A 22,149-nucleotide genomic window follows, 5' to 3' on the forward strand; every position below is an offset into this window, starting at 1 on the left:
CAGGTATGCCCATGCACACGAACGAGATGATCGAAGCCGTCACAGCTCTCCTGAAAGCCCGCTCCCTGGACGGGTGGGAGGTTACCGCCGCATCGTCGCGCCTCCTCTCCATCGAGGTGAAGGAGCAGAAGGTGGACACCTTCAAGTGCTCCGCTCCGGTTGGGGTGAGCATCCGGGTCCTGAAAAACGGCGGCATGGGGTTCTCCTTCTCAACCAGCATGGATCCCGCCGACCTTGCCCGCATGGTGGAAAACGCCCTCGTGGGGGCCGAGACCCAGACCCCGGACGAACACCACGCCTTCCCCGAACCCCGGCCCTGCCCGGAGATTCCCGGTCTCTACGACGAAGGGCTCGCCTCCGTGCCCGAGGAGGAGAAGGTGGGCCGCGCCATGGAGCTGGAGCGGCTTGTCATGGCCGCCGATCCTCGCGTGAAGAGGGTGCGCAAGTGCTCTTTCGGCGAGTCGACCGTGGAGAGCCGGATCGTCAATTCCCGGGGTATTGACGTCACCAATCGGGGGACATCGGTGTCGGCCAGCGTCTCGGCCATCGCCGAGGAAGACGGCCAGTCCCAGATGGGATGGGACTTCGACTTCGCCAACCATTTCGCTGACCTGTCCGTGGAGCGGCTTGCGGCCCGGGCCGCCGCCAAGGCGGTGGGGCTTCTGGGGGCCGCGAAGATTCCGACCATGCGCTGTCCCGCGGTCCTCGACAGCTACGTGGCCACCGAGATCCTGGAGGTGCTCGCTTCGGCCTTCCTGTCCGAGAGCGTCCAGAAGGGGAAGTCGCTCCTGGCGGGGAAAAAGGGTGAGCGGATCGTGAGCCCGTTCATCCGCATCCGGGACGACGGGATCCTTCCTGGCGGCATGGGGACCTCCCCCTTCGATGCCGAGGGGGTGCCGAAGCGCAACACGGTCCTCGTGGAGGACGGGGTGCTCCTCGGCTACCTCTACGACACCCTCCGGGCCCGCAAGGATGGCGTCGAATCCACCGGCAACGCCGTCCGGGGCGGCATCAAGTCCCCTCCCCACATGGGGGTCTCCAACCTCTTCATCGAGAACGGCACCGTCCCCTTCGACGACCTCATGGCTGGCATCGGGCGGGGAATTCTCCTCACCGACGTCATGGGGATGCACACCGCCAACCCCATCTCCGGCGACTTCTCCGTGGGGGCCGCCGGTTTCCTCATCGAAGAGGGGCGGGTGACGGCTCCGGTCAAGGGGATCGCCATCGCGGGGAACATCCTGGAGCTTTTCCGGGGGGTGGAGGGGGTGGGGAATGACCTTCGCCTCTACGGCACCGTGGGGTCGCCGTCGCTGCGGATCGCGGCCCTTGACGTGAGCGGCGAGTAGGAGATGTCCCCTCACTTTCCGTAGAGTACAACCTACGCAGGTCGAATGAGCCGCCATCTTCGGAAGTATCCCGGATGGCGGTTTTTTCGTTGCGGTCTGTTGCTTTGGGGGGAAATGACGGTACAATTGGAAAGTTTTTACCCTGACGGGGGAGTCGATAATGCGCGCGATGAAATACGTGCTGCTTCTGGCGGCAGTCTGTGTTGCAGGATTGCCGGTGGCGGCCCTTGCCGGCCCGATGGTGGCGATAACGGTGGCACCCGGTGATACGCTTCGTGCCCTCTGTCGTCAGCACCTGGAGGAGCCCGACGCTTGCCGTGAGATCTACCGGGTGAACCGCATGCAGAATCCCGACCTGATCAGGCCGGGGCAGCGGGTCATGGTCCCGGCTGAACTCCTGCGGGGGATCCCGGCCAAAGGCGTCGTTGCCTTTACCAAGGGAGACGTGCGCTACTACCGGACCGATGGTGATGAAGGGCGTCCACCCCAGGTCGGCGAGTCCCTGGAGGAGGGGGGACGGATCGAGACGGGCCAGGATGGTACCGTGGAGGTTCAATTCGGAGATGGCACCTCCTTTCTCCTGAAACCGGACAGTGTGCTTTCCCTCGTCCGGTCCCGCCAAAAAGGCGATGAATTCGTCCTGCGTGACCTCTTTCTGCGGGCGGGGCGGGTGATGTCGCGGATACGCAAGGCAACGGGCCGCGAGCAGCGGTACAATATCCGGACTCCTTCGGCGGTGGCCGGGGCACGGGGGACCGAGTATAGGGTTTCGGTGGACGCGGAAGAGACCACCCGTTCGGAAGTCCTGACCGGCACGGTGGCGGTTGAGGCGATGCGCCGGGAAGTCCGGCTGCAGGAAGGGGAAGGTACCGGCGTGCGCAAGGGGGAGATTCCCCAACCGCCGCGGCCCCTCCTCCCTCCGCCGGTTCCCCTTGGGCTGGAGCCGATTTACAAGAGCGAACCGCTTCGCATCGCCTTCACGACAGTAGCAGGGGCCAGCGCGCTCCGGGCCGCCCTTGCCCGAGACGGGGAGATGCGCGACGTGGTCAGAGAAAAGATTGTGCAGGTCGGCGAGCCGTTCGAGGTGGCCGGTCTCGTCGACGGCTCGTACTTCCTGGAAACCACCAGCATCGACGACAGGGGGCTTGAGGGGAAGCCGGCTGTGCCGGTGCCGGTGGTGATCCGGCTCAACCCTCCGCCCCCCCACCTGGAGGCTCCCCAGGAGGGCGCCGAGTACCGACGCACGAGCGTTACCGCCCGGTGGCTTCGGGTCGGCGGCGCGGCCGGCTACCGTATCCAGGTCGGCGACGGGCCCGGCTTCACGGCCCCCCTGGTGGACCGGCGGGTAGAAGGAGTCGAGCACGAAGTGGAGCTGGGCTACGGAAGGTACCATTTCCGCGTGGCATCGGTGGCTGCGGACGGTTATCAGGGGGAGTGGTCCGATGCCCTCACCTTCAGCCTTGTCAAGCCGCCGCCGACCCCCACCCCGGCGGCGCCCGAGGCCGATGGCAAGCAGATGCGGATCCGGGTCAGGGACGCCGGAAAGGGGTTCACCTACCGGTTTCAGGTGGCTCGGGACGAGCGGTTCACCGATCTTCTGCACGATACGAAGAAGGATGCTCCTGAACTGGTCATCCCCCGGCCTGACGAGGGCACCTACTATATCAGGACATCGTGCATCGACGCGAAGGGTAGTGAGGGTAACTTTTCCCCTCCCCAGAGCTTCGTCATTGAGCCCCGCTTTCCCTACGGAACGCTCGGGGTGATTGGCGGAATCATGGGGATCATCGTCCTGTTGGCTCTCTAGATGAGCCAGATGCCACGGGTGGGCGCATAATGGAGTTGAAGGCCAAAAAAAGAAGGATCCGCACCGTTCTTACCTGTCTGGCCGGGGTGCTCCTGATCCTCCTCGCGGATCATCTCGGCTTCTTCGACGGGACCAACCGTTATTTCTATGATCTTTCTTTCAGGCTCCGGGGAGTGCAGCGCCCCTCGGACCGGATCATCATTGCCGCCATCGACGAAAAAACGCTTCGGGAGCTGGGGCAATGGCCCATCCGGAGATCCCACTACGCTGCGTTTCTCGATGCCGCCCGTGGCGCCCGGGCAGTCGGCTTTTCCGTCATCATGGCGGAGCCGGCCGAAGGCGACGTCGTGCTTGGCGAGGCGGTGGCCCGCCATGGCCGGGTGGTCCTTCCGGTCTACATTGATGACCAGTTCCGCGTGGTCCGTCCTGTTGCGTCTCTCGACCACGCCGCAGTCGGCCACATCCATGTGGAAGAGGATGTCGATGGTGTGGTGCGGAGGGTTTTCGGCTCCATTGGTACCGATGGGATGCGTTTCCCGACACTGGCACTGGCCCTTAAGCGGCTGGCGTTTAACGTCTCCGAAGAGTCAGTAAAGGGGTCGGAATCCCGACAAGGAGTAATCGACCAGTACGACCCGCTGCAGATCAACTTTTCTGGACCCGAGGGGACCTTCAGGACGGTTCCGTTTTCGGACATCGTTCTCGGACGGGTTCCGCCGGAGGCTCTCAAGGGGAAGATCGTCCTCGCGGGGGTGACGGCTGCCGGCATTGTGGAGCGGCTTGCAACCCCATTTTCCCACCAGCGGCGGAGGATGCCCCCCGTCGAACTGCATGCGAATCTCCTGAGCAACCTCCTGAAGGGGGACACTGTCCGGATTGTCGGACAGGGCGCATCCATGGGCCTCTGTCTGGTTCTGGCGGTATTCTGGTTCGTGGCGTTCATGAGACTCTCGGAGATCCGGGCCGCCCTCCTCTGGGCCGCCAGCGTTGCGGTCACAGGGGTGACAGTCTTCGCAGCATTCACCGTCGGCACCATCTGGATCGATCCCGTTGCCTTGCTTCTCACGGCCAGCTTCCTCTACCTCGCCACATTCATCTCCCGGATCAGCGAAGCTGCCGACAGGCTCAAGGAACAGTATGCCATTATCGCTCACCGCCTCAATCCCCAAGGGGATTCGCCCGTTCCTGCGATGCGGTTCCCCGGTTTCCCGGGCTATCTCTCGGCGGGGGGGATCAACGAGGAGATAGCACTCCTCGACAAGGTGGTCAACCAACTGGTTGAGCAATCGGCACAGCTCGAATCCGTCAATCGGGAGCTTGAGGCATTCAGTTATTCCGTCTCACACGACCTGCGCGCCCCGCTCCGGGCGGTCGGGGGGTACAGCGCGGCCTTGAGCGAAGACTGTGCCGATCGGCTCGATGAGACGTGCCAAGGCTACCTGACGCGGATAGCTTCCGCCATTAACCGCATGGAGCACCTTATCGAAGGGCTCCTTCGCCTGTCGCGGCTTTCCCGGGCCGAGCTGCACCGTGAGCCGGTTGATCTGAGCGAGATGGTACGGGAGATCGCCGAGGAACTGCGAAAATCCCACCCCGAGCACCAGGTGAGCTTTCTCGTTGCGGAGGAGGTCGAGGTGTTGGCGGATGCTGCCCTCATGAGGGTGGTCGTGACGAATCTTCTGGAGAATGCCTGGAAATTCACCTCAGGTACGGCACGTCCGGTTATCGAGTTCGGCGTGGAGGAAAGCGACGGGGCGCGGCACTATTTTGTGCGGGACAACGGAGCCGGATTCGACCCTGCCTACGCCGACAGGCTCTTTGTGCCGTTCCAGCGTCTTCACCGGGTCGAGGATTTTCCGGGCACCGGCATCGGACTTGCCACAATCCAGCGGATCGTCCATCGCCACGGTGGACGCATCTGGGCCGAGGGAAAGCAGGGGGAGGGGGCCACATTCTACTTTACCCTGTGAGTCGGGCACAAAAAAGCCGCTTCGGAATCTCCCGGAAGCGGTTTTTTTGTGCCCTGTTCGGCAGGGGGGCTACACCATGATCTTGATCGGTATCTTACTTCACCAGATCCGAAAGAACCAGAACCGTCCAGTAGGGGGAGGCCATGAGGATGGCGATGGAGGCGATGTAGGAGGGCATGTAGTAGAGCCCGCTCCGGAAGACCGTGCCGAGGGGGATCCCCGACATCCCCGCCACCACGTAGCAGCAGATGCCGATGGGGGGCATGATGGAGCCCATGGTGGTGACGATGGTGATCACCTGCCCGAACCAGACCGGGTCGTAGCCCAGTTGGGTCACCAGGGGATAGAAGATGGGGAGCGAGACCAGGAGAAACGCCAGGGCGTCCATGATGCAGCCGCCGATGATGTAACAGCCCAGGATCACCCAGAGGACCATCCAGCGGGGGAGGTCGAGGGTGCCGATCCACTCGGCGGTCTCGTAGGGGAGCCGGGTGATGGTGAGGAACTTGGCGAAAATCACCGCGCCTGCCACGATCATGAAGACCATGCAGGAGATGCGGAGCGTGTCCACGAAGGCCCCGGTGAGCTTCTTCCAGGTAAGTTTGCGCCGCAGGCCGCAGATCACGAGAGCCAGGAAGCAGCTCACCGCCGCGGCCTCCGTGGCGGTCACCACGCCGGTGAAGAGGGCGAACATGATGATGGCGAAGAGGATGAGGATGTCGATGGCTTCGGGAAGGGCCGCGAACCGCTCCCCCCAGCCGCTCTTGGGCCCTTCGGGTCCCCATTCGGGGTGGCGGCGGCAGATCCAGACCACGGTCAGGAGGATCAGGGTGGTGAGGATGGCGCTCGGGATCACGTTGCCGAAAAAGAGCTTGCCGATGGACTGCCCCGTATAGAGGCCGTAGACCACCAGCACGATGCTCGGCGGGATCAGGACCCCGAGAGTGGCCCCGGCGGCCACGGAGCCGGCGTTCAGGATCGGGTGGTAGTTGTAGCGCTTCATCTCGGGGATGGCCACGGCGCTCATGGTGGCGGCGGTGGCGGTGTTGGAGCCGCTGATGGCCGAGAACGCCGCCGAGGCGAGGATCGTCGTCATGGCGAGCCCGCCCCGCTTGTGGCCGAACCACTTGTAGGTGGCGTGGTAGAGGCTGTTGTTGTAGCCGGCATAGTGGACGATCTCCCCCACGAGGATGAAGAGGGGGATCACCGTGAGCCCGTAGCTGGAGAAGCTCCCCCAGAGTTCCGAGCCGACCATGGCCAGGGCCGCGTCGAAGTTCGTCACGGCCGCGATGCCGAAGAACCCCACCAGCAGGAGGGTGAAGGCGGCGGGAACCCGCAGTACGAACAGCATGAAAAACATTGCCAGGATTCCGTAGATCCCGGCCATCGGACCGCTCACTCCCCATCCTCCCTGCCGCGCAGCAGCGCCTTCATGAAATCGAGAAACAGTACCCCGGTCAGGACGCCAAAGCCGGCCGCCACCACGTAGACGAAGGGGTAGTAGGTGAACTGGAGGGTTTCCGACAACTCCCCCGACTGGCGGAGCTTGTCCCCCCAGACCCAGACCTGCCAGGTGACGATCCCGAACAGGGCACAGGTGATGGCGTAGTTCACCGTGTCGAGCACCCGCTTCACCGGTGCCGGGAACTTCTCCGAGAGGATGTCCACCACGATGTGGTCCTTCCTCCGCTGGGTGTGGGCCAGTGCCCCGGCGATGACAATGGCGCCCAGGAATGAGACGATCTCGTAGGTGCCGGCGAAGGGGGCGCCCGTGAGGCGCAGCGCCACGTTGCCGGTGGCCAGGAGCACCAGCGCCAGGAGCGCCGCGCTGCCGAGGACCATGAAGGATTTTGAGAGGATGCTTAAGAGGCGTTCCATGGAATCCCGGTTCCCCTCACCCGGCCTGCGGCCACCCTCTCCCTGGGGGAGAGGGGCTGGGGGTGAGGGAGTAGGTTATTTCTTCTTCGCCGGCTTCGCCGCCGGGGTTTCGTATTTCTTCTTGAAGGCCTGGACGTCCGCCACGATCTGCCTGCCGTTGAGCCCCTGGGCGCTCACCTTCTTCACGTAGTCGTCCACCATGGGTGCCAGGAGTTGGGAAACCTTCTTCTGGTCGTCGGCCGGAAGGGTGAACACCTGGTGCTGGTAGTTTTTCTTCGACCAGGCGAGGGACTCCTGGACATGCCGGTCCACGTACTCGCCGGTCCAGGCGGCCTGCTCCCGGGAGAGGCCGTCCAGGGCCTTCTTGACGTCGGCGGGGAGGGCGTCCCACTTGGCCTTGTTCATCACCACGGCGAAGGAGACCACCGGCAGGTTGGCGATGGTGGCGTAGGGGGTGTAGCTGGCGAACTTCAGGTCCTGGAGGATCTCCAGGGACGAGATCATCCCTTTCACGATACCCTTCTGGATCGCCTCCGGGGTCTCCGACTGGGGCATGGCAACCGGCACCGCGCCGAGGCGCTTGGCCACTTCGGCGCTCGTCCCCGCCACCCGCAGCTCCATCCCCTTCAGGTCGGCGAGCCGCTTCACCGGCGCCTTGGTCATCAGGTTGGTGGGGGGGCAGGTGAAAACGGTGAGGACCTTTACCTTCGCGAACTCCTTGGGCTTGTATTTATCGATCAGGTCATAGAGGACGAGGCTCGCCACTTTCGAGCTCGTGAAGCCGAAGGGGAGGTCCACCGCCTCGGAGACGGGGAAGCGCCCCGGCTGGTAGCTCATGGCGAAGTTGCCGATGTCGGCGATGCCGGAGGTGACCCCCTCGGCCATGTTCTTGGCGTTGAGGAGCGTGCCGCCGGGGAAGGTCTGCACCTTCACCCTGCCGCCGGTCCGTTTCTCCACCTCCTTGGCCCAGCGCTCCATCTGGACGCAGGGGAAAGTGGCCGCCGGGGGGAAGTTGGCGTAGGTGAGTTTGATGACGTCTGCGGCGCTGGCGGTCCCCGAGGCGAGGACGAGGGTGCCGAGAAGGGTGAGCAGGGCAAACTGGTGGAGCCGTTTCATCATGGAGGGCCTCCTTGACAAGGGTGTTTCGTGGTGTCGAACAAAACATTAATGAATTGTTGGTGCGTCGGGCTGCTCATGTATAAAGAAATATCCTTGGGAATTCAAGCTGATTGTCGGCGGGGACGTTGACTGGTTCATGATTTCAGGTTGACAAACACCGGGCGAGCGCGGAAAATCTGGTGATTTTTTTACGCCGGGAGGGATGAAACAGGTGAGTGAACGGATGTTGTTGCTCGGCAATGAAGCCATGGCCCACGGCCTTGTGGAGGCGGGATGCAGCGTGGTGGCCTCCTACCCCGGCACCCCCGCATCGGAGATCCTCTCCGGCGTGGCCCAGTGGCAGGCCCGCTACGGGCTCCCCATGCATGTGGAGTGGGCGGTGAACGAGAAGGTGGCCCTGGAAATCGCCTATGCGGCGTCCCAGGCGGGGCTGCGGGCCGCCACTGCCATGAAGCAGGTGGGGCTCAACGTGGCCTCCGACCCGTTCATGAGCGCCGCCTATCTGGGGGTGAAGGGGGGCTTTCTGGTCATCAGCGCCGACGACCCCGGCCCCCACTCCTCCCAGACCGAGCAGGACAGCCGCCTCATGGCCCTGAGCGCCAAGGTGCCGGTGCTGGATCCCGACTCGCCGGAGCAGGCCCGGGAGCTGGTGAAGGCCGGCTTCGAGCTCTCCGAGGCCTTCCAGATCCCGGTCATGCTCCGCCCCACCACCCGGGTATGCCACGCCAACCAGGACATCCTCCCCGGTCCCGTGGCCCCTTCGGACCGCACGGCCGTCTTCGAGAAGAACCCGGCCCGCTGGGCCGCCACACCGAAATTCCGCCACCGTCTCCACCTGGAACTGGAGGAGAAGCTGGCCAAAATCGCTGCCTGGGAGCCCACCGCCCCCCGACTCCTCAACCCCGCCGCAACGGCCCGGCGGGCCGTGGTCGCCTCCGGCGTCGCGGCGGCCCATGCCCGGGAGGTGCTGGCCGACCTGGGTCTCCGGGAGACCCTCCCCCTCTGGCAGGTGGTGCAGCCCTATCCGCTCCATACACGGTTCGTGGCCGACATTCTTGAACAGTATGACGAAATTCTGGTGCTCGAAGAGACCACCGGGGTGATGGAGCTGCAGCTCGCCGACCGCTACCGGGTGAAGGGGAAGCGCTCCGGCTTCGTCCCCGAGGTGGGGGAACTCTCCCCCGAGCTGATAGAGGGTCTCATGGCCGCCTTTGCCGGGATCGAAGTCGCGGAATCCCCCGCACCCGCCGCCGAAGCGGGACGGCGCCCGACCCTCTGTCCCGGCTGCCCACACCGGGCCAGTTTCTACGCCATCAAGCGGGCCGCCCCCAAGGGAATCTACCCGTCGGATATCGGCTGCTACACCCTGGGCATCAACCTGGGGGGAGTCGACACCGTCCTCTGCATGGGGGCCGCGGTCTCCCAGGCGGCCGGCTTCTACCATGCCCACAAGCTTGGCGGCGAGGTCCCCGACATCGTCGCCACCATCGGCGACTCTACCTTCTTCCATGCTGGCATTCCCCCCCTCATCGACGCCGTGGTCCAGGATGCCCGTTTCGTCCTCGTGATCCTCGACAACGCCACCACCGCCATGACCGGCAACCAGCCGACCCCGGCCCTGGGGTGGGGCGCCGGCGGGGTTCCCACGGCCACGGTCGACATGGAGGGGCTCGTCAGGGCCTGCGGGGTGAAGTTTTGCAAGGTGGGGCGCCCCGGCGACCTTCCGGCGTTCACTGCCCTCATGAAGGAAGCGGTTGCCTTCGCCCGGACCGACGGGCTCGCCGTGGTCATCGCCCGCCAGCCCTGCGTGGTGGACCGGACCTTCAAGGGGGATCGGCCGCCGAGGCGAAAGGTTGCCATCAGCGACGCCTGCAACGGCTGCCGCTCCTGCACCACCCAGTTCGAATGCCCGGCCCTGGTCTATGACGAGGAGCAGAAGCGGGTCGTCATCGACACCCTCATCTGCACCGACTGCGGGGTCTGCGTCGATGTCTGTCCGCGGATGGCAATCGAGGAGGTGGGGCAATGACCGGTCAGCAACTCATCATCAGCGGCGTCGGCGGCCAGGGGATTCTCTTCCTGACCCGCATCCTCGCCGAAACCGCCATCGGCCAGGGGATGCCGGTCATGACCTCCGAGACCCACGGCATGGCCCAGCGGGGCGGGGTGGTCATCTCCCACCTGAAGGCGGGGGAGTTCCCGAGCCCCCTCGTGAGGCCGGGGCGCGCCGACGGGCTCATCGCCATGAAGGGGGAGAACGTGGCGATCCACCGCCATTTCCTCAGCCCCGGCGGGTGGATCGTCGTCAACGCCAAGGCCGCGCCGGCCGGCCTCGACGGCCATCGGGTCCACGTCATCGACGCCGATGCTCTTGCCTTGGAGCTCGGCAATCCCCAGTCCCTCAACCTGATCCTCCTCGGCTTTGCCCTGGCGCGCCTTGCCGCCGCGGGCAACCTCTTCTGCACCGCCGACCAGGTCATCGGGACCATCGAACGGCGTCTGTCCGAGAAGGGGAAGCTTCGGGACGCCTCGTTGGCTGCGTTGCGGCTCGGGATAGAACGGGGCACGCTGTAGGGGCGAAGCAAGCGCTTTATCTGCTTCGCCCGTTGACGCCATCTGTACTCAGGGCGAAGCAGAAAACCTTGCTTCGCCCCTACGACATCGATCGCTTTTCCCTGCAAATCAGCCGATGCAATTGCGCGCATTGCTGTAAAAATGATTCGGTACTGGAGACAATTGTCAGATGCTCACCCGCTTCCCCGCCACCTTCTCTTCCCCCACCGACCTTGAACGGCTTCAGCTTGCCGGCGTGCAATGGACCGTTGCCCACGCCTGGAACAACTCTCCCTTCTACCGGGAGCGGTTTCAGCAGGCCGGCGTGTCGCCGGAGGATATCCGCACCCTCGCCGATCTGGGCAGACTTCCTTTCACCACCGCCGACGACCTGCGGGCCGGCTATCCCTTCCCGCTGCGGTCGGCCCCCTTCGAGGAGATCGTCCGGATCCACTCCTCCTCCGGCACAACGGGGAAGCGCAAGATCCTCTGCTACACCCAAAAGGACGTGGACGACTGGGCCGAGATGTTCTGCCGCTGCTACGAGCTGGCGGGGGTGACCCGGGAGGACCGGGTGCAGATCTGCGTCGGCTACGGGCTCTGGACCGCCGGAACAGGCTTCCAGGCCGCCTGCGAGCGTTACGGCGCCCTGGCTGTGCCGGTGGGGCCGGGGAATCTGGAGCTTCAGACTACGTTCCTCACGGACCTCCAGTCCACGGTGGTCTGCTGCACTGCATCCATGGGGCTTCTCCTGGCGGAGGAAGTTCTGCGGCGGGGGCTCAGGGACAGGATTCGCGTCCGGAAGGTGATCCTCGGGGCCGAGCGCTCCAGCGAGGCGATGCTCGCCAAGATCCGGGAGGGCCTGGGGGCGGAATCGGTCCACGACATCACCGGCCTTACCGAGGTCTACGGTCCCGGCACCGGCCTTTCCTGCGCTGCTCCGGGTGCAAACGGCGCCGTCCACTACTGGGCCGACTACTACCTCCTCGAAATCCTTGACCCGGAGACCCTCGAACCGGTGGCGCCGGGGGAAGTGGGGGAGATGGTCTTCACGACGCTCCGCAAGGAAGCGGCACCCCTCATCCGCTACCGTTCCCGGGACCTCACCCGGCTGATCCCCGGCAACTGCCCCTGCGGCTGCACCTTCCCCCGCCACGACCGGATCCTGGGCCGCTCCGACGACGTGATCATCTTCCGCGGCGTCAACATCTACCCGGGGCAGATCGACGAGATCCTCGACACCGTGGAGGGGGTTGGGAGCGAGTTCCAGGTGGTTCTCGACCATGGGGCCGACGGCCGCGACTACATGACCATCCGCGTTGAACGGAGCGAAGACGGCGCGCCGGCCGACGACCCGGCGCTGGCCCGACGGGTTGCCTCCGCCGTCAAGCACAGCCTCATGGTCTCCTGCGAGGTGACAGTCCTCCCCTATGGGGAGCTTCCGCGCTCGGAGGGCAAGACCCGAAGGATGTTCGACAACAGGAAGTATTGATGTATGGCCCGTAACGTGCGGCGGAATGCCATCGCCGCACATCGCACGATTCTATTGAGCATTTCCCCCCGTTGTGGTACCGTTCCCCGTTGCATTTCCCTAAAAAATATCCCCCCAGGAGATCCCAGGTAATGTTTGGAGCCATAATCAAGAAGATCGTCGGCAGCAAGAACGAGCGGGAGTTGAAGCGCCTCTGGCCCATCGTGGAAAAGATCAACGGCCTGGAGCCGCAGATGGCTGCGCTCACCGACGATCAGCTCAGGGGCAAAACCTCCGAGTTCAAGGAGCGCTGCGCAAAGGGTGAATCCCTCGACTCCCTCCTTCCCGAGGCCTTTGCCGTCTGCCGCGAGGCGGGCAAGCGGGTCCATAACATGCGCCACTTCGATGTGCAGCTCATCGGCGGCATGGTGCTCCACAGCGGCAAGATCGCCGAGATGAAGACCGGCGAGGGGAAAACCCTCGTGGCGACCCTCCCCGCCTACCTGAATGCCCTCACCGGCAGGGGGGTCCACGTGGTCACGGTGAACGACTACCTTGCCCGTCGCGACTCCGAGTGGATGGGGCGGATCTATAACTTCCTGGGCCTCTCGGTGGGGGTCATCGTCCATGGCATCGACGACGAAGAACGCCGCGCCGCCTACGCCTCCGACATCACCTACGGCACCAACAACGAGTTTGGCTTTGATTACCTGCGGGACAACATGAAGTTCTCCCTGGATGACTACGTGCAGCGCCCCTTCTACTACTCCATTGTCGACGAGGTGGACTCGATCCTCATCGACGAGGCCCGGACGCCGCTCATCATTTCCGGCCCCACCGAGGACTCCACCGACAAGTACTACATCATCGACCGAATCATCCCTCACCTGAAGAAGGGGGAGATGAAGGAGGTTGAGGCCAACACCCTGTCGGGGAAGAGAAAGGCCTACACCGGCGATTTCACCGTGGACGAGAAGGCCCGTTCCGCCACCCTCACCGAGGAGGGGGTTCTGACGGTGGAGAAGCTTCTCAAAATCAATAACCTCTATGACCCACAAAATATGGAAATCCTTCACCACGTGAACCAGGCCCTGCGGGCCCATGCCCTTTTCCGGCGCGACGTGGACTACGTGGTCAAGGACGGCGAGGTGCTCATTGTCGACGAGTTCACTGGCCGCCTCATGCCAGGGCGCCGGTGGTCCGATGGTCTCCATCAGGCCATCGAGGCCAAGGAGGGGGTGGTTATCGAGAACGAGAACCAGACCCTGGCCACCATCACCTTCCAGAACTACTTCCGGATGTACGAGAAGCTCTCCGGCATGACCGGCACCGCCGACACCGAGGCCGAGGAGTTCCACAAAATCTACAAGCTGGACGTGACCGTCATCCCCACCAACCGGCCGCTGTTACGCCCTGACTTCCCTGACGTCATCTACAAGACCGAGCGGGAGAAGTTCGCCGCGGTCATCGAAGAGATCAAGGATTGCCACGAGAAGGGGCAGCCGGTCCTGGTGGGCACCATCTCCATCGAGAAGTCCGAGGTCCTTTCGGAGCTCCTCAAGCGGCAGGGGATTCCCCACAACGTCCTCAACGCCAAGCAGCACGAGCGTGAGGCCGAGATCGTGGCCCAGGCGGGGCGCAAGGGGATGCTGACCATTGCCACCAACATGGCGGGACGCGGTACCGACATCGTGCTGGGGGGGAACCCCGATTCGCTGGCCAAGCAGTGGCGCCGCGAGAACCCCGAGGCGAGCGATGAGGAGTACGCTGCGGTTCTGGCCAGGTACAAGGCGGAGTGTGCGGCGGAGCATGACGAGGTGGTGAAGTTGGGTGGTCTCCACATCCTCGGCACCGAGCGCCACGAGTCACGGCGCATCGACAACCAGCTCCGGGGCCGTTCCGGGCGCCAGGGGGACCCGGGGTCATCGCGGTTCTACCTGTCCCTGGAGGACGATCTTCTCCGCATCTTCGGTTCCGAGCGGGTTTCCAAGATCATGGACTTCCTCAAGATCGAGGAGGGTGAGGCCATCACCCACGGCATGATCACCAAGGCCATCGAGAATGCCCAGAAGAAGGTGGAGGCCCACAACTTCGAGATCCGCAAGCACCTCATCGAATACGACGACGTCATGAACAAGCAGCGGGAGGTGATTTACACCCAGCGCCGCGAGATCCTGGCAGGCGAGGACATCCGTGGCAACTTCACCCAGGTGCTCGATGACACCATCGAGGATATCGCCTCGGCCTTCGCCATCGAGAAGGTCCATGCCTCCGAGTGGGACTGGGAGGCCATCGGCGAGGCGATCTACAAGACCTTCGGCTTCCAGGCCGACATCCCGGCTGAAACCATGGACCGGCTTGCCCCTGAAAGTTTCCGCAAGCTTCTGCGGGAAAAGGTCTACGAGGCCTATGAGGCTAAGGTGGCCTCCTTCGGCGACGAGCTCATGGACCACCTCATCAAGGTGATCATGCTCCAGGCCATCGACAGCCAGTGGAAGGACCATCTCCTCTCCATCGACCACCTGAAGGAGGGGATCGGCCTCAGGGGTTATGGCCAGAAGGACCCGAAGCAGGAGTACAAGAAGGAGGCCTACCGGCTCTTCATGGACATGATGGCCCGCATCGCCGAGGAGACGGTGGAGAAGATCTTCTGGGTCCAGATCGCCCGGGAGGAAGACGTGGAGCGGTTGGAAGAGGAGCAGCAGAAGCAGGCCCAGAAGAAGATGGTCTTCAACCTCGGCGACGAGCCCGCCGCGGCACCCCAGCCGGCCAAGAGCAAGAAGACCGCCGGCCGTAACGATCCGTGCAGCTGCGGCAGCGGGAAAAAGTACAAAAAGTGCTGCGGGAAATAATCTGTGTCTTGTAGGGGCGGCCCCGCGCGGCCGCCTTTTGAGGGCAACCACATAGGGTTGCCCCTACAGGGAGATGCGCCATGAACATCAAAGGATTTCAGTTCTCCGCCGTTGAGGCGGCCATCAAGAAGCCGGGACGGTTGGACCTTGCGCTGATCGTTTCGGAAACGCCGGCTGCAGTAGCGGCGGTTTACACCACCAACAAGGTGCAGGCGGCACCGGTCCTTCTTGACCGGGAGAGGACGGAAAACGGCACCTGCCGGGCGATTGTTGTCAACAGCGGCAACGCCAACGCCTGCACCGGTCCCGTGGGTATGGACGACGCCCGGGAGACGACGCGGCTCGTGGCCGAGGGGCTCGGAGTCGCCGAGGAGGAAGTGCTTGTCTCCTCCACCGGCGTCATCGGCGTGCCGCTTCCCATGGAGCGGATGCGCGCCGGGATTCCTCCCCTTCTCCAAGGGCTCGGGGGGGGGACCCTCGACGATGTTGCCCGCGCCATCATGACCACCGACACTTTCCCCAAGCTGGAGGTGCGAACGGGTAAGGCCGGCGGCACGGGGTACACCATTGCCGGCATCGCCAAGGGCGCGGGTATGATCATGCCGAACATGGCCACCATGCTCGCCTTCATCGTCACCGACGCGGCGGTGGATCCCGCCTGGCTCCGGACGGTCTTCGCCGCCGGCGTGGAGCGCTCCTTCAATGCCATCACCGTGGACGGCGACACCTCCACCAACGACACCGCCATCATCATGGCCAACGGCGCCGCCGGCAATCCGATGCTCTCTGGCGGGAGTGAGGGCGCCGCAGACTTCGTGCGGCTTTTGGACGAGGTGCTGCTGACCCTGGCAAAGCTCATTGTCAAGGACGGGGAGGGGGCCACCAAGTTCGTGGAGATTGCCGTCAAGGGGGCACGGACGGACGCCGACGCCAAGCGGGCCGCCATGGCAGTGGCCAACTCCTGCCTTGTCAAGACTGCTTTCTTCGGCCAGGACGCTAACTGGGGGCGGATATTCGCGGCGGTGGGCTACTCGGGGGCAGAGGTGGAGCCCGACCGGGCTGAGCTCTTCTTCGACGATGTGCAGATGGTCAGAAACGGCGTCTTCGCTGGCGGCCACGCGGAGGCGAGGGGGACCGAGGTCCTGAAAAAGAAGGAATTCAGCGTGATTGTCGACCTGCACCTTGGAGACGGCGAGGCCACGGTCTACACGTCTGATCTCTCCTATGATTACGTCAAGATCAACGCCGATTACCGAACCTGAGGGGCATATGGCTTCAACCGCATGGGGGGTGACGCTGATGAGAAGGCTGTTTGCGTTTGTGGCGGTAATTCTGTTGAGTTCTTTTTGGGTTACTGGACCCGTATTTGCCGAGAATGGCGGTTTACGGATTACCGAGATGGCCGTTACGACCAAGATAACCCGCAACAACCCCATTGACGCCGTCCGGCGGATCAACCACCGGTCGGTTCCTGCCCTCTACTGCTTCACAAGAATCGTTAACCCCTCGGGAGAAGAGGCGACCATCCGGCACATCTGGTACCGGGAAGGTCAGGTAGCGGGAGAGCAGGAGCTTCAGGTCGAGGGAAAGAAGTGGCGCACCTGGAGCAAACGGCCCATTAATCGCGATTCCGTCGGCATGTGGCGGGTCGAGGCCCTCGACAGCGAGGGAAAGCTGTTGAAAGCGGTTGAATTCAGGATAAACTGAGAGCACGGAGGGGGGGGTGACCCCCCTTTGTCGTGTGTGGAGAGTGTGGTTGTGGCCTCTGTTTTGCCAAAGGGTCTGTAGCCTGCTACTCCATCGTCAGGATATATAATGGTGGCCCCCATGCTGTCCCGCAAAGTTCTCACCCTGGTCATCCTGTTCTTCACGTCTCTGCCGGCGTTCGCCGGCGACACCCCTATCGCTCCCTCCCCGTGGCAGAGTGCCGTCTCACACCTTATGGACAAGGCAATGGCCGACGGGCTCATCGCTGGGGGGGTGGTGCTTGTGGGGAACCGCCACGGGGTCGTCTACGAATCGGCCTTCGGCAGGGTTTCCGGTGTTCCCGGCGCGGTACCGGTCACGACCGACACCATCTTCGACGCGGCATCCCTCACCAAGGTGGTGGCCACGGCGCCGGCGGTCATGAAGCTGGTGGAACAGGGACGCCTTTCACTCGTTGATCCGTTAATCCGTTGGTTTCCCGAGTTCGCAGGCAGAGGGAAGGATGAACTGCGCGTGGTGCATCTGCTGACCCACACCTCGGGGCTCGACGATCTGCCGATCGCCCCCGGTAATCCGCTCCTGAGCGCCGTCGAGGGAGTGGCACTCCAGAAACTCAAGGGGGAGCCCGGCAACCGTTTCAGGTACGCCGACATTAATTTCATTCTCCTCGGCGAGCTGGTCCGGCGGGTGACCGGCGCCCCCCTGGATCTCACGGTGGCTGAAGGAGTCTATGGTCCCCTCTCCATGGGGACGACCTGCTTCAACCCCGGGCCTGCCGTGGCCGGCCGTTGCGCGGCAACCCTCGACGCCGGAGGCAACCCCCTGTTCGGGAGGGTTCAGGACCACTCGGCCCATCTCCTGGATGGCGTGGCGGGGCACGCCGGGATCTTCACCACGGCCGGTGACTTGGCCCGATTCTGCCGCATGATTCTGGGCGAAGGGGAGCTTGACGGCCGGCGGGTGCTCGAGGCCCGGACCGTTCGGCAGATGACGGCTCCCTATTTCTCCCGCGGCGGCACCGTGCGCCGGGGGCTTGGGTGGGACATCGCGTCACCCTTTTCTTCCCCGAAGGGGAGCGGTTTTTCCGAAGCGTCCTTCGGGCACACCGGCTATTCTGGGAGCTCCATCTGGATCGATCCGGAGAACGATTCCTTCGTGATATTCCTCTCGGCACGGCTCGACTACCGGAACACCCGTGCCTTCTCGAAGCTCAGAAACGACCTCTCCTCGGTTGCCTTCGCCATGCTCTATCCGGGCCTCCGGGAGCTCGCCGAAATAGCCATGTCGGATCTCCCGCCGGTCCGGTAAACATCTTGACACCCACAGGGGCTTGTGCTAGTTTTTCCGCGGTTGTTCGCGGTTTTTCAGGGCTTGCGACGCTCCAATCCGAGGAGGTTTTTTCATGGGCAACAGGATTCTCCTTGCCGACGACAGCATCACTATCCAGAAGGTCGTGGGGATCATTTTCGCCAACGAGGATTGCGATCTGACTGTCGTTGACAATGGCGACTCAGCCGTGGAGAAGGCCCGCGAAACCAAGCCCGACGTGATGCTGGTGGATGCCCTCATGCCAGGCAAGTCCGGCTACGAAGTCTGTACCGCAATACGGGAGGATCCTCTCCTCGGCACCGTTCCCATTCTCCTCATGACCGGCGCCTTCGAGCCCTTCGACGAGGAGAAGGCCCGCCAGTGCGGTGCCGACGATTTCATCTCCAAACCCTTCGAGTCCCAGCAGCTCATCGACAAGGTCAAAGGTCTCCTGGACCTCGGCAAGAGCCGGGCCGTGGCTGCCCCGGCGGTGGCACCGGCAGCGGCAGCAGTTGCGGCAGCCGTGGCACCTGTAGCTGCGGAGCCTGTGGAATCCTTTGCCATCGAATTCGACGAGCCCGTTCCTGTAACGCCACAACCCGCCATGGCGTCTCCTTCCCGTTTAGAACCTGCCACTGCCGGTATTTCCATCCCGGAACCGCAACCCTTTGCCTTCGAGATCGAGGAGGCATCCCCCACCGATGATCTTTGGGGTGCTTTCGAGCTTGAGGATGAGGTCACCGGCGAGGATGTCGTCGAGTTCGGCCAGGTGGCGACCGGTGAGGCAGCCGCAGCCACAACCGCGGCTTCTGTCCCCCTTGGGCTGGAACCAACCGGGGATGTCTTTGGTGTCGGCTCGGAGCCTGCCGCCGCCGAGGCGGTGGAGTTTGGCGTCGCCCCTGTCGGTGACGAGTTCGTTTTCACGGAGGAGCCGGACGAAACTGCCATTTTTGCTTCCGGCGAGCCGACGCCGTTCACCGCTCCCCCCCTGGAGGAAGCCTTTGTCTTCGGCGAGGAAAGCGCTGCCGGCATCGAACCCTATGGGACCATTTCCGAGAAGCAGATTTCCGAAGAGCTCGTTCCTGCGATTGAGCCGTTCGAGGCATCCCGGCAGGAAGAGTTTACCCCGGCTGCAGAGAGTCTCGCGTTTGTTCCCCTGGAGGAGCAGGCGCCCGCGCCCTTTGCGGCAGCGTCTTCCGGCGTGGAGACCGGCGGAACCATTACCCTCACCGAGGAACAGCTTGCGGCGGCCATCTCCCGCATCTCCCGGGAGGTCATCGAGCGGATTGCATGGGAAGTGGTGCCCGATCTGGCCGAAACCCTCATCAAGGAGGAGATTCGCCGGATAAAGGGAGGCGGTTAGAGCCCAGAGACCGGGGATCACGGACCGGCAAGAATTGTTGACGCTGAAATGGGGATGCCACATCCCCATTTTTCATTTTGCAGATGAAAGAGGTCAAGCCAATGGCAGAGAAGGAACTGGCAAAGGTCTACGAACCCCAGGCCGTTGAAGAGAAATGGTACCAGACGTGGGAGCGGGAAGGGTACTTCCGCGCCGAAGCGGTGAGCGACAAGCCCTCCTACAGCATCGTCATCCCCCCCCCAAACGTTACGGGCGCCCTCCACATGGGCCATGCCCTCAACAACACCCTCCAGGACATCCTCTGCCGCTGGAAGCGGATGAGCGGCCACAACGTCCTCTGGATGCCCGGCACCGACCATGCCGGCATCGCCACCCAGAACGTGGTGGAGCGCCAGCTGGCCGCCGAGGGGAAAAGCCGCCACGAGCTGGGGCGCGAGGAGTTCATCGAGCGGGTCTGGAAGTGGAAGGGGGAGTCGGGGGGACAGATCATCGGGCAGCTGAAGCGCCTTGGCGCCTCCTGCGACTGGGAGCGGGAGCGCTTCACCATGGATGAGGGGCTCTCCCGGGCCGTGCGGGAGGTCTTTGTCCGCCTCTACGAGGAAGGTCTCATCTACCGGGACAACCGCCTCATCAACTGGTGCCCCCGCTGCCACACGGCCCTCTCGGACATCGAGGTGGAGCACGAGGAGAAGGCGGGGAGCCTCTGGCACCTCCGCTATCCGGTGGTGGATCAGCCGGGGCGCTTCGTGGTGGTGGCAACGACCCGTCCCGAGACCATGCTCGGCGACACCGCCGTGGCGGTCCACCCCGAGGATGAGCGATACGCCGACCTTGTGGGAAAGACCGTCCTCCTGCCCCTGATGAACCGGCAGATTCCGGTGGTGGCCGACGATTACGTGGACCGGGAGTTCGGCACCGGCGTGGTGAAGATCACACCGGCCCATGACTTCAATGACTTCGAGGTGGGGCGGCGTCATAATCTCGACGTGGTCAACGTCTTTGACGAGTCGGGGGTCGTCAACGCCGCCGGCCACCAGTACGAGGGAATGGACCGCTTTGCCGCCCGGAAACGGATCGTGGACGACTTGGAGGCCCAGGGACTCCTGGAGAAGATCGACGACCACGCCCTGGCCGTGGGGGGGTGCTACCGCTGCAAGACTGTGGTGGAGCCCTACCTGTCGCTCCAGTGGTACGTGAAGGTGGGCCCCCTGGCAGAGGAGGCCCTGGCCGCCGTCAAGGACGGGCGCACCCGCATCGTCCCCCAGCAGTGGGAGAACACCTACTTCGACTGGATGGAGAACATCCGCGACTGGTGCATCTCGCGCCAGATCTGGTGGGGGCACCGGATTCCGGCCTGGTACTGTGACCACTGCGGCAAGACCACGGTGGCCAAGGTGGACCCGACCCGGTGTGAAAAGTGCGGCAGCGACGAGATCCGCCAGGAAACCGACGTGCTGGACACCTGGTTCTCCTCGGCCCTCTGGCCCTTCTCCACCATGGGGTGGCCCGACCAGACGCCGGAGCTCAAGACCTTTTACCCCACCTCGTGCCTCGTGACCGGTTTCGACATCCTCTTCTTCTGGGTGGCCCGGATGATGATGATGGGGCTCCACTTCATGGGTGAGGTGCCGTTCCGCGACGTCTACATCCACGCCCTGGTCCGCGACGCCCAGGGGCAGAAGATGAGCAAATCCAAGGGGAACGTCATTGACCCGTTGGTGGTCATCGATCAGTACGGCACCGACGCCTTCCGCTTCACCCTGGCGGCCTTCGCGGCCCAGGGGCGCGACATCAAGCTCGCCGAAGAGCGGATCGCCGGCTACCGGAACTTCGCCAACAAGATATGGAACGCCTCCCGCTTCGCCCTCATGAACCTGGAGGGGTTCGATCCCGACGCCGTTGATCCGGCGGAGTTGCAACTCTCCAATGCAGACCGCTGGATCCTCTACCGGCTCAACGCGGCCGCGGCCGAAACCCGGGAGGCCCTGGAGGCCTACCGCTACAACGATGCCGCAAACACCCTCTACCGCTTCACCTGGAGCGAGTTCTGCGACTGGTACATCGAGCTCGTGAAGGACGACCTCTACCGGGGAGACGAGGGTCGTCAGCGGACGGCCCGCTACGTCCTCTGGCAGGTGCTGGAGCATCTCCTGCGGCTACTCCACCCCTTCATGCCGTTCATCACCGAGGAGATCTGGCAGGCGATCCCCGGCAAGCGCCCCACGGCCACCATCATGACCGCTCAGTGGCCCACCCCGAACCCCGCCTGGGATTTTGTCGCCGGTGCCGCCGAGATGGAGCTGGTCATGGAGGTGATCCGGGGGATCAGGAACATCCGCGGCGAGATGGACGTTGCACCGTCCCGTGAAATCGCCGTGATCCTCAACTGCGGCTCCGAGGCAAGCCTTCAGCTTCTGAAAAAGAACGAGGTCTACATAATGAGCCTGGCGCGGGTGTCAGACCTTGCCATCGGTACGGGGCTCGTACGGCCCGTCGACGCGGCGATCTCGGTTGCGGGAGATGTGGAGGTCGCCGTTCCTCTCCGGGGGCTTGTGGACGTGGTGGAGGAGGAGAAGCGGCTTCTCAAGGAGATCGGGAAGTTGGACAAGGATGTCGAGTTTTTGGCAAAGAAGCTTGAAAACCCCTCCTTCGTGGAGCGTGCTCCTGCCGACGTGGTGGCCAAGGAGCGGGAGAAGCTGGCGGAGTTCAGTCAGAAAAAAGAGGTTCTCCTGGCGAGTCTCGACAAGATTCGAAATCTGAAATAATCGGGGA

At 63.7% G+C, this 22,149-nt stretch carries 15 protein-coding genes; 12 read left to right on the top strand and 3 right to left on the bottom strand.

Features of this window, described 5'->3' with window-relative positions:
- Positions 1–11: 11 nt before the first annotated feature.
- From RCH91_RS15910 to RCH91_RS15920, 3 genes are all read left to right on the top strand, one after another.
- Positions 12–1,349 (top strand): TldD/PmbA family protein, encoded by a 1,338-nt coding sequence (locus RCH91_RS15910; protein ID WP_306535968.1) that lies wholly within the window; start codon positions 12–14, stop codon positions 1,347–1,349.
- Between the two features lie 160 nt (positions 1,350–1,509).
- Complete coding sequence (locus tag RCH91_RS15915; RefSeq protein WP_306535969.1) at positions 1,510–3,156, top strand: FecR domain-containing protein; 1,647 nt, start codon at positions 1,510–1,512, stop codon at positions 3,154–3,156.
- A gap of 29 nt (positions 3,157–3,185) precedes the next feature.
- Positions 3,186–5,126, top strand: coding sequence for a CHASE2 domain-containing protein (locus tag RCH91_RS15920; RefSeq protein ID WP_306535970.1), 1,941 nt, complete (start codon positions 3,186–3,188; stop codon positions 5,124–5,126).
- Between the two features lie 94 nt (positions 5,127–5,220).
- On the opposite strand, the gene RCH91_RS15925 is transcribed toward RCH91_RS15920, so the two are convergent.
- The 3 genes from RCH91_RS15925 to RCH91_RS15935 form a co-directional block, all read right to left on the bottom strand.
- Positions 5,221–6,525, bottom strand: coding sequence for a TRAP transporter large permease (locus RCH91_RS15925; RefSeq protein WP_306535971.1), 1,305 nt, complete (start codon positions 6,523–6,525; stop codon positions 5,221–5,223).
- On the bottom strand, positions 6,522–7,004 hold the full coding sequence (locus RCH91_RS15930) for a TRAP transporter small permease (RefSeq protein ID WP_306535972.1): 483 nt from the start codon (positions 7,002–7,004) through the stop codon (positions 6,522–6,524). Before RCH91_RS15930 ends, RCH91_RS15925 begins: the two co-directional genes overlap by 4 nt.
- A gap of 75 nt (positions 7,005–7,079) precedes the next feature.
- Positions 7,080–8,120 carry a TRAP transporter substrate-binding protein gene (locus tag RCH91_RS15935; protein ID WP_373694404.1) on the bottom strand — a complete coding sequence of 347 codons (1,041 nt, stop codon included), beginning with the start codon at positions 8,118–8,120 and terminating at the stop codon, positions 7,080–7,082.
- Positions 8,121–8,334: 214 nt separating this feature from the next.
- Here RCH91_RS15935 and RCH91_RS15940 point away from each other — a divergent pair, with 214 nt between their 5' ends.
- From RCH91_RS15940 to RCH91_RS15980, 9 genes are all read left to right on the top strand, one after another.
- Positions 8,335–10,152 carry a thiamine pyrophosphate-dependent enzyme gene (locus RCH91_RS15940; protein ID WP_373694402.1) on the top strand — a complete coding sequence of 606 codons (1,818 nt, stop codon included), beginning with the start codon at positions 8,335–8,337 and terminating at the stop codon, positions 10,150–10,152.
- Positions 10,149–10,697 carry an indolepyruvate oxidoreductase subunit beta gene (locus RCH91_RS15945; protein ID WP_306535975.1) on the top strand — a complete coding sequence of 183 codons (549 nt, stop codon included), beginning with the start codon at positions 10,149–10,151 and terminating at the stop codon, positions 10,695–10,697. The genes RCH91_RS15940 and RCH91_RS15945 overlap by 4 nt, the downstream gene beginning before the upstream one ends.
- A 169-nt stretch (positions 10,698–10,866) precedes the next feature.
- Entirely contained in the window at positions 10,867–12,168 is a 1,302-nt protein-coding gene (locus RCH91_RS15950; RefSeq protein ID WP_306535976.1) for a phenylacetate--CoA ligase, read from the top strand.
- A 131-nt stretch (positions 12,169–12,299) separates the two neighbouring features.
- Entirely contained in the window at positions 12,300–14,999 is a 2,700-nt protein-coding gene (gene secA / locus RCH91_RS15955) for a preprotein translocase subunit SecA (protein WP_306535977.1), read from the top strand.
- Between the two features lie 80 nt (positions 15,000–15,079).
- Positions 15,080–16,261, top strand: coding sequence for a bifunctional glutamate N-acetyltransferase/amino-acid acetyltransferase ArgJ (argJ, locus tag RCH91_RS15960; protein WP_306535978.1), 1,182 nt, complete (start codon positions 15,080–15,082; stop codon positions 16,259–16,261).
- Positions 16,262–16,397: 136 nt separating this feature from the next.
- On the top strand, positions 16,398–16,706 hold the full coding sequence (locus RCH91_RS15965; protein WP_306535979.1) for a DUF2914 domain-containing protein: 309 nt from the start codon (positions 16,398–16,400) through the stop codon (positions 16,704–16,706).
- Between the two features lie 108 nt (positions 16,707–16,814).
- Entirely contained in the window at positions 16,815–18,014 is a 1,200-nt protein-coding gene (locus RCH91_RS15970; protein WP_306535980.1) for a serine hydrolase, read from the top strand.
- 94 nt (positions 18,015–18,108) lie between these two features.
- Positions 18,109–19,377, top strand: a complete 1,269-nt coding sequence (locus tag RCH91_RS15975; protein ID WP_306535981.1) for a response regulator — start codon at positions 18,109–18,111, stop codon at positions 19,375–19,377.
- Between the two features lie 101 nt (positions 19,378–19,478).
- Positions 19,479–22,142 carry a valine--tRNA ligase gene (locus RCH91_RS15980; protein ID WP_306535982.1) on the top strand — a complete coding sequence of 888 codons (2,664 nt, stop codon included), beginning with the start codon at positions 19,479–19,481 and terminating at the stop codon, positions 22,140–22,142.
- Positions 22,143–22,149 lie beyond the last annotated feature (7 nt).

This window comes from Geobacter sp., from assembly GCF_030834625.1.
Taxonomy (GTDB): domain Bacteria; phylum Desulfobacterota; class Desulfuromonadia; order Geobacterales; family Geobacteraceae; genus Geobacter.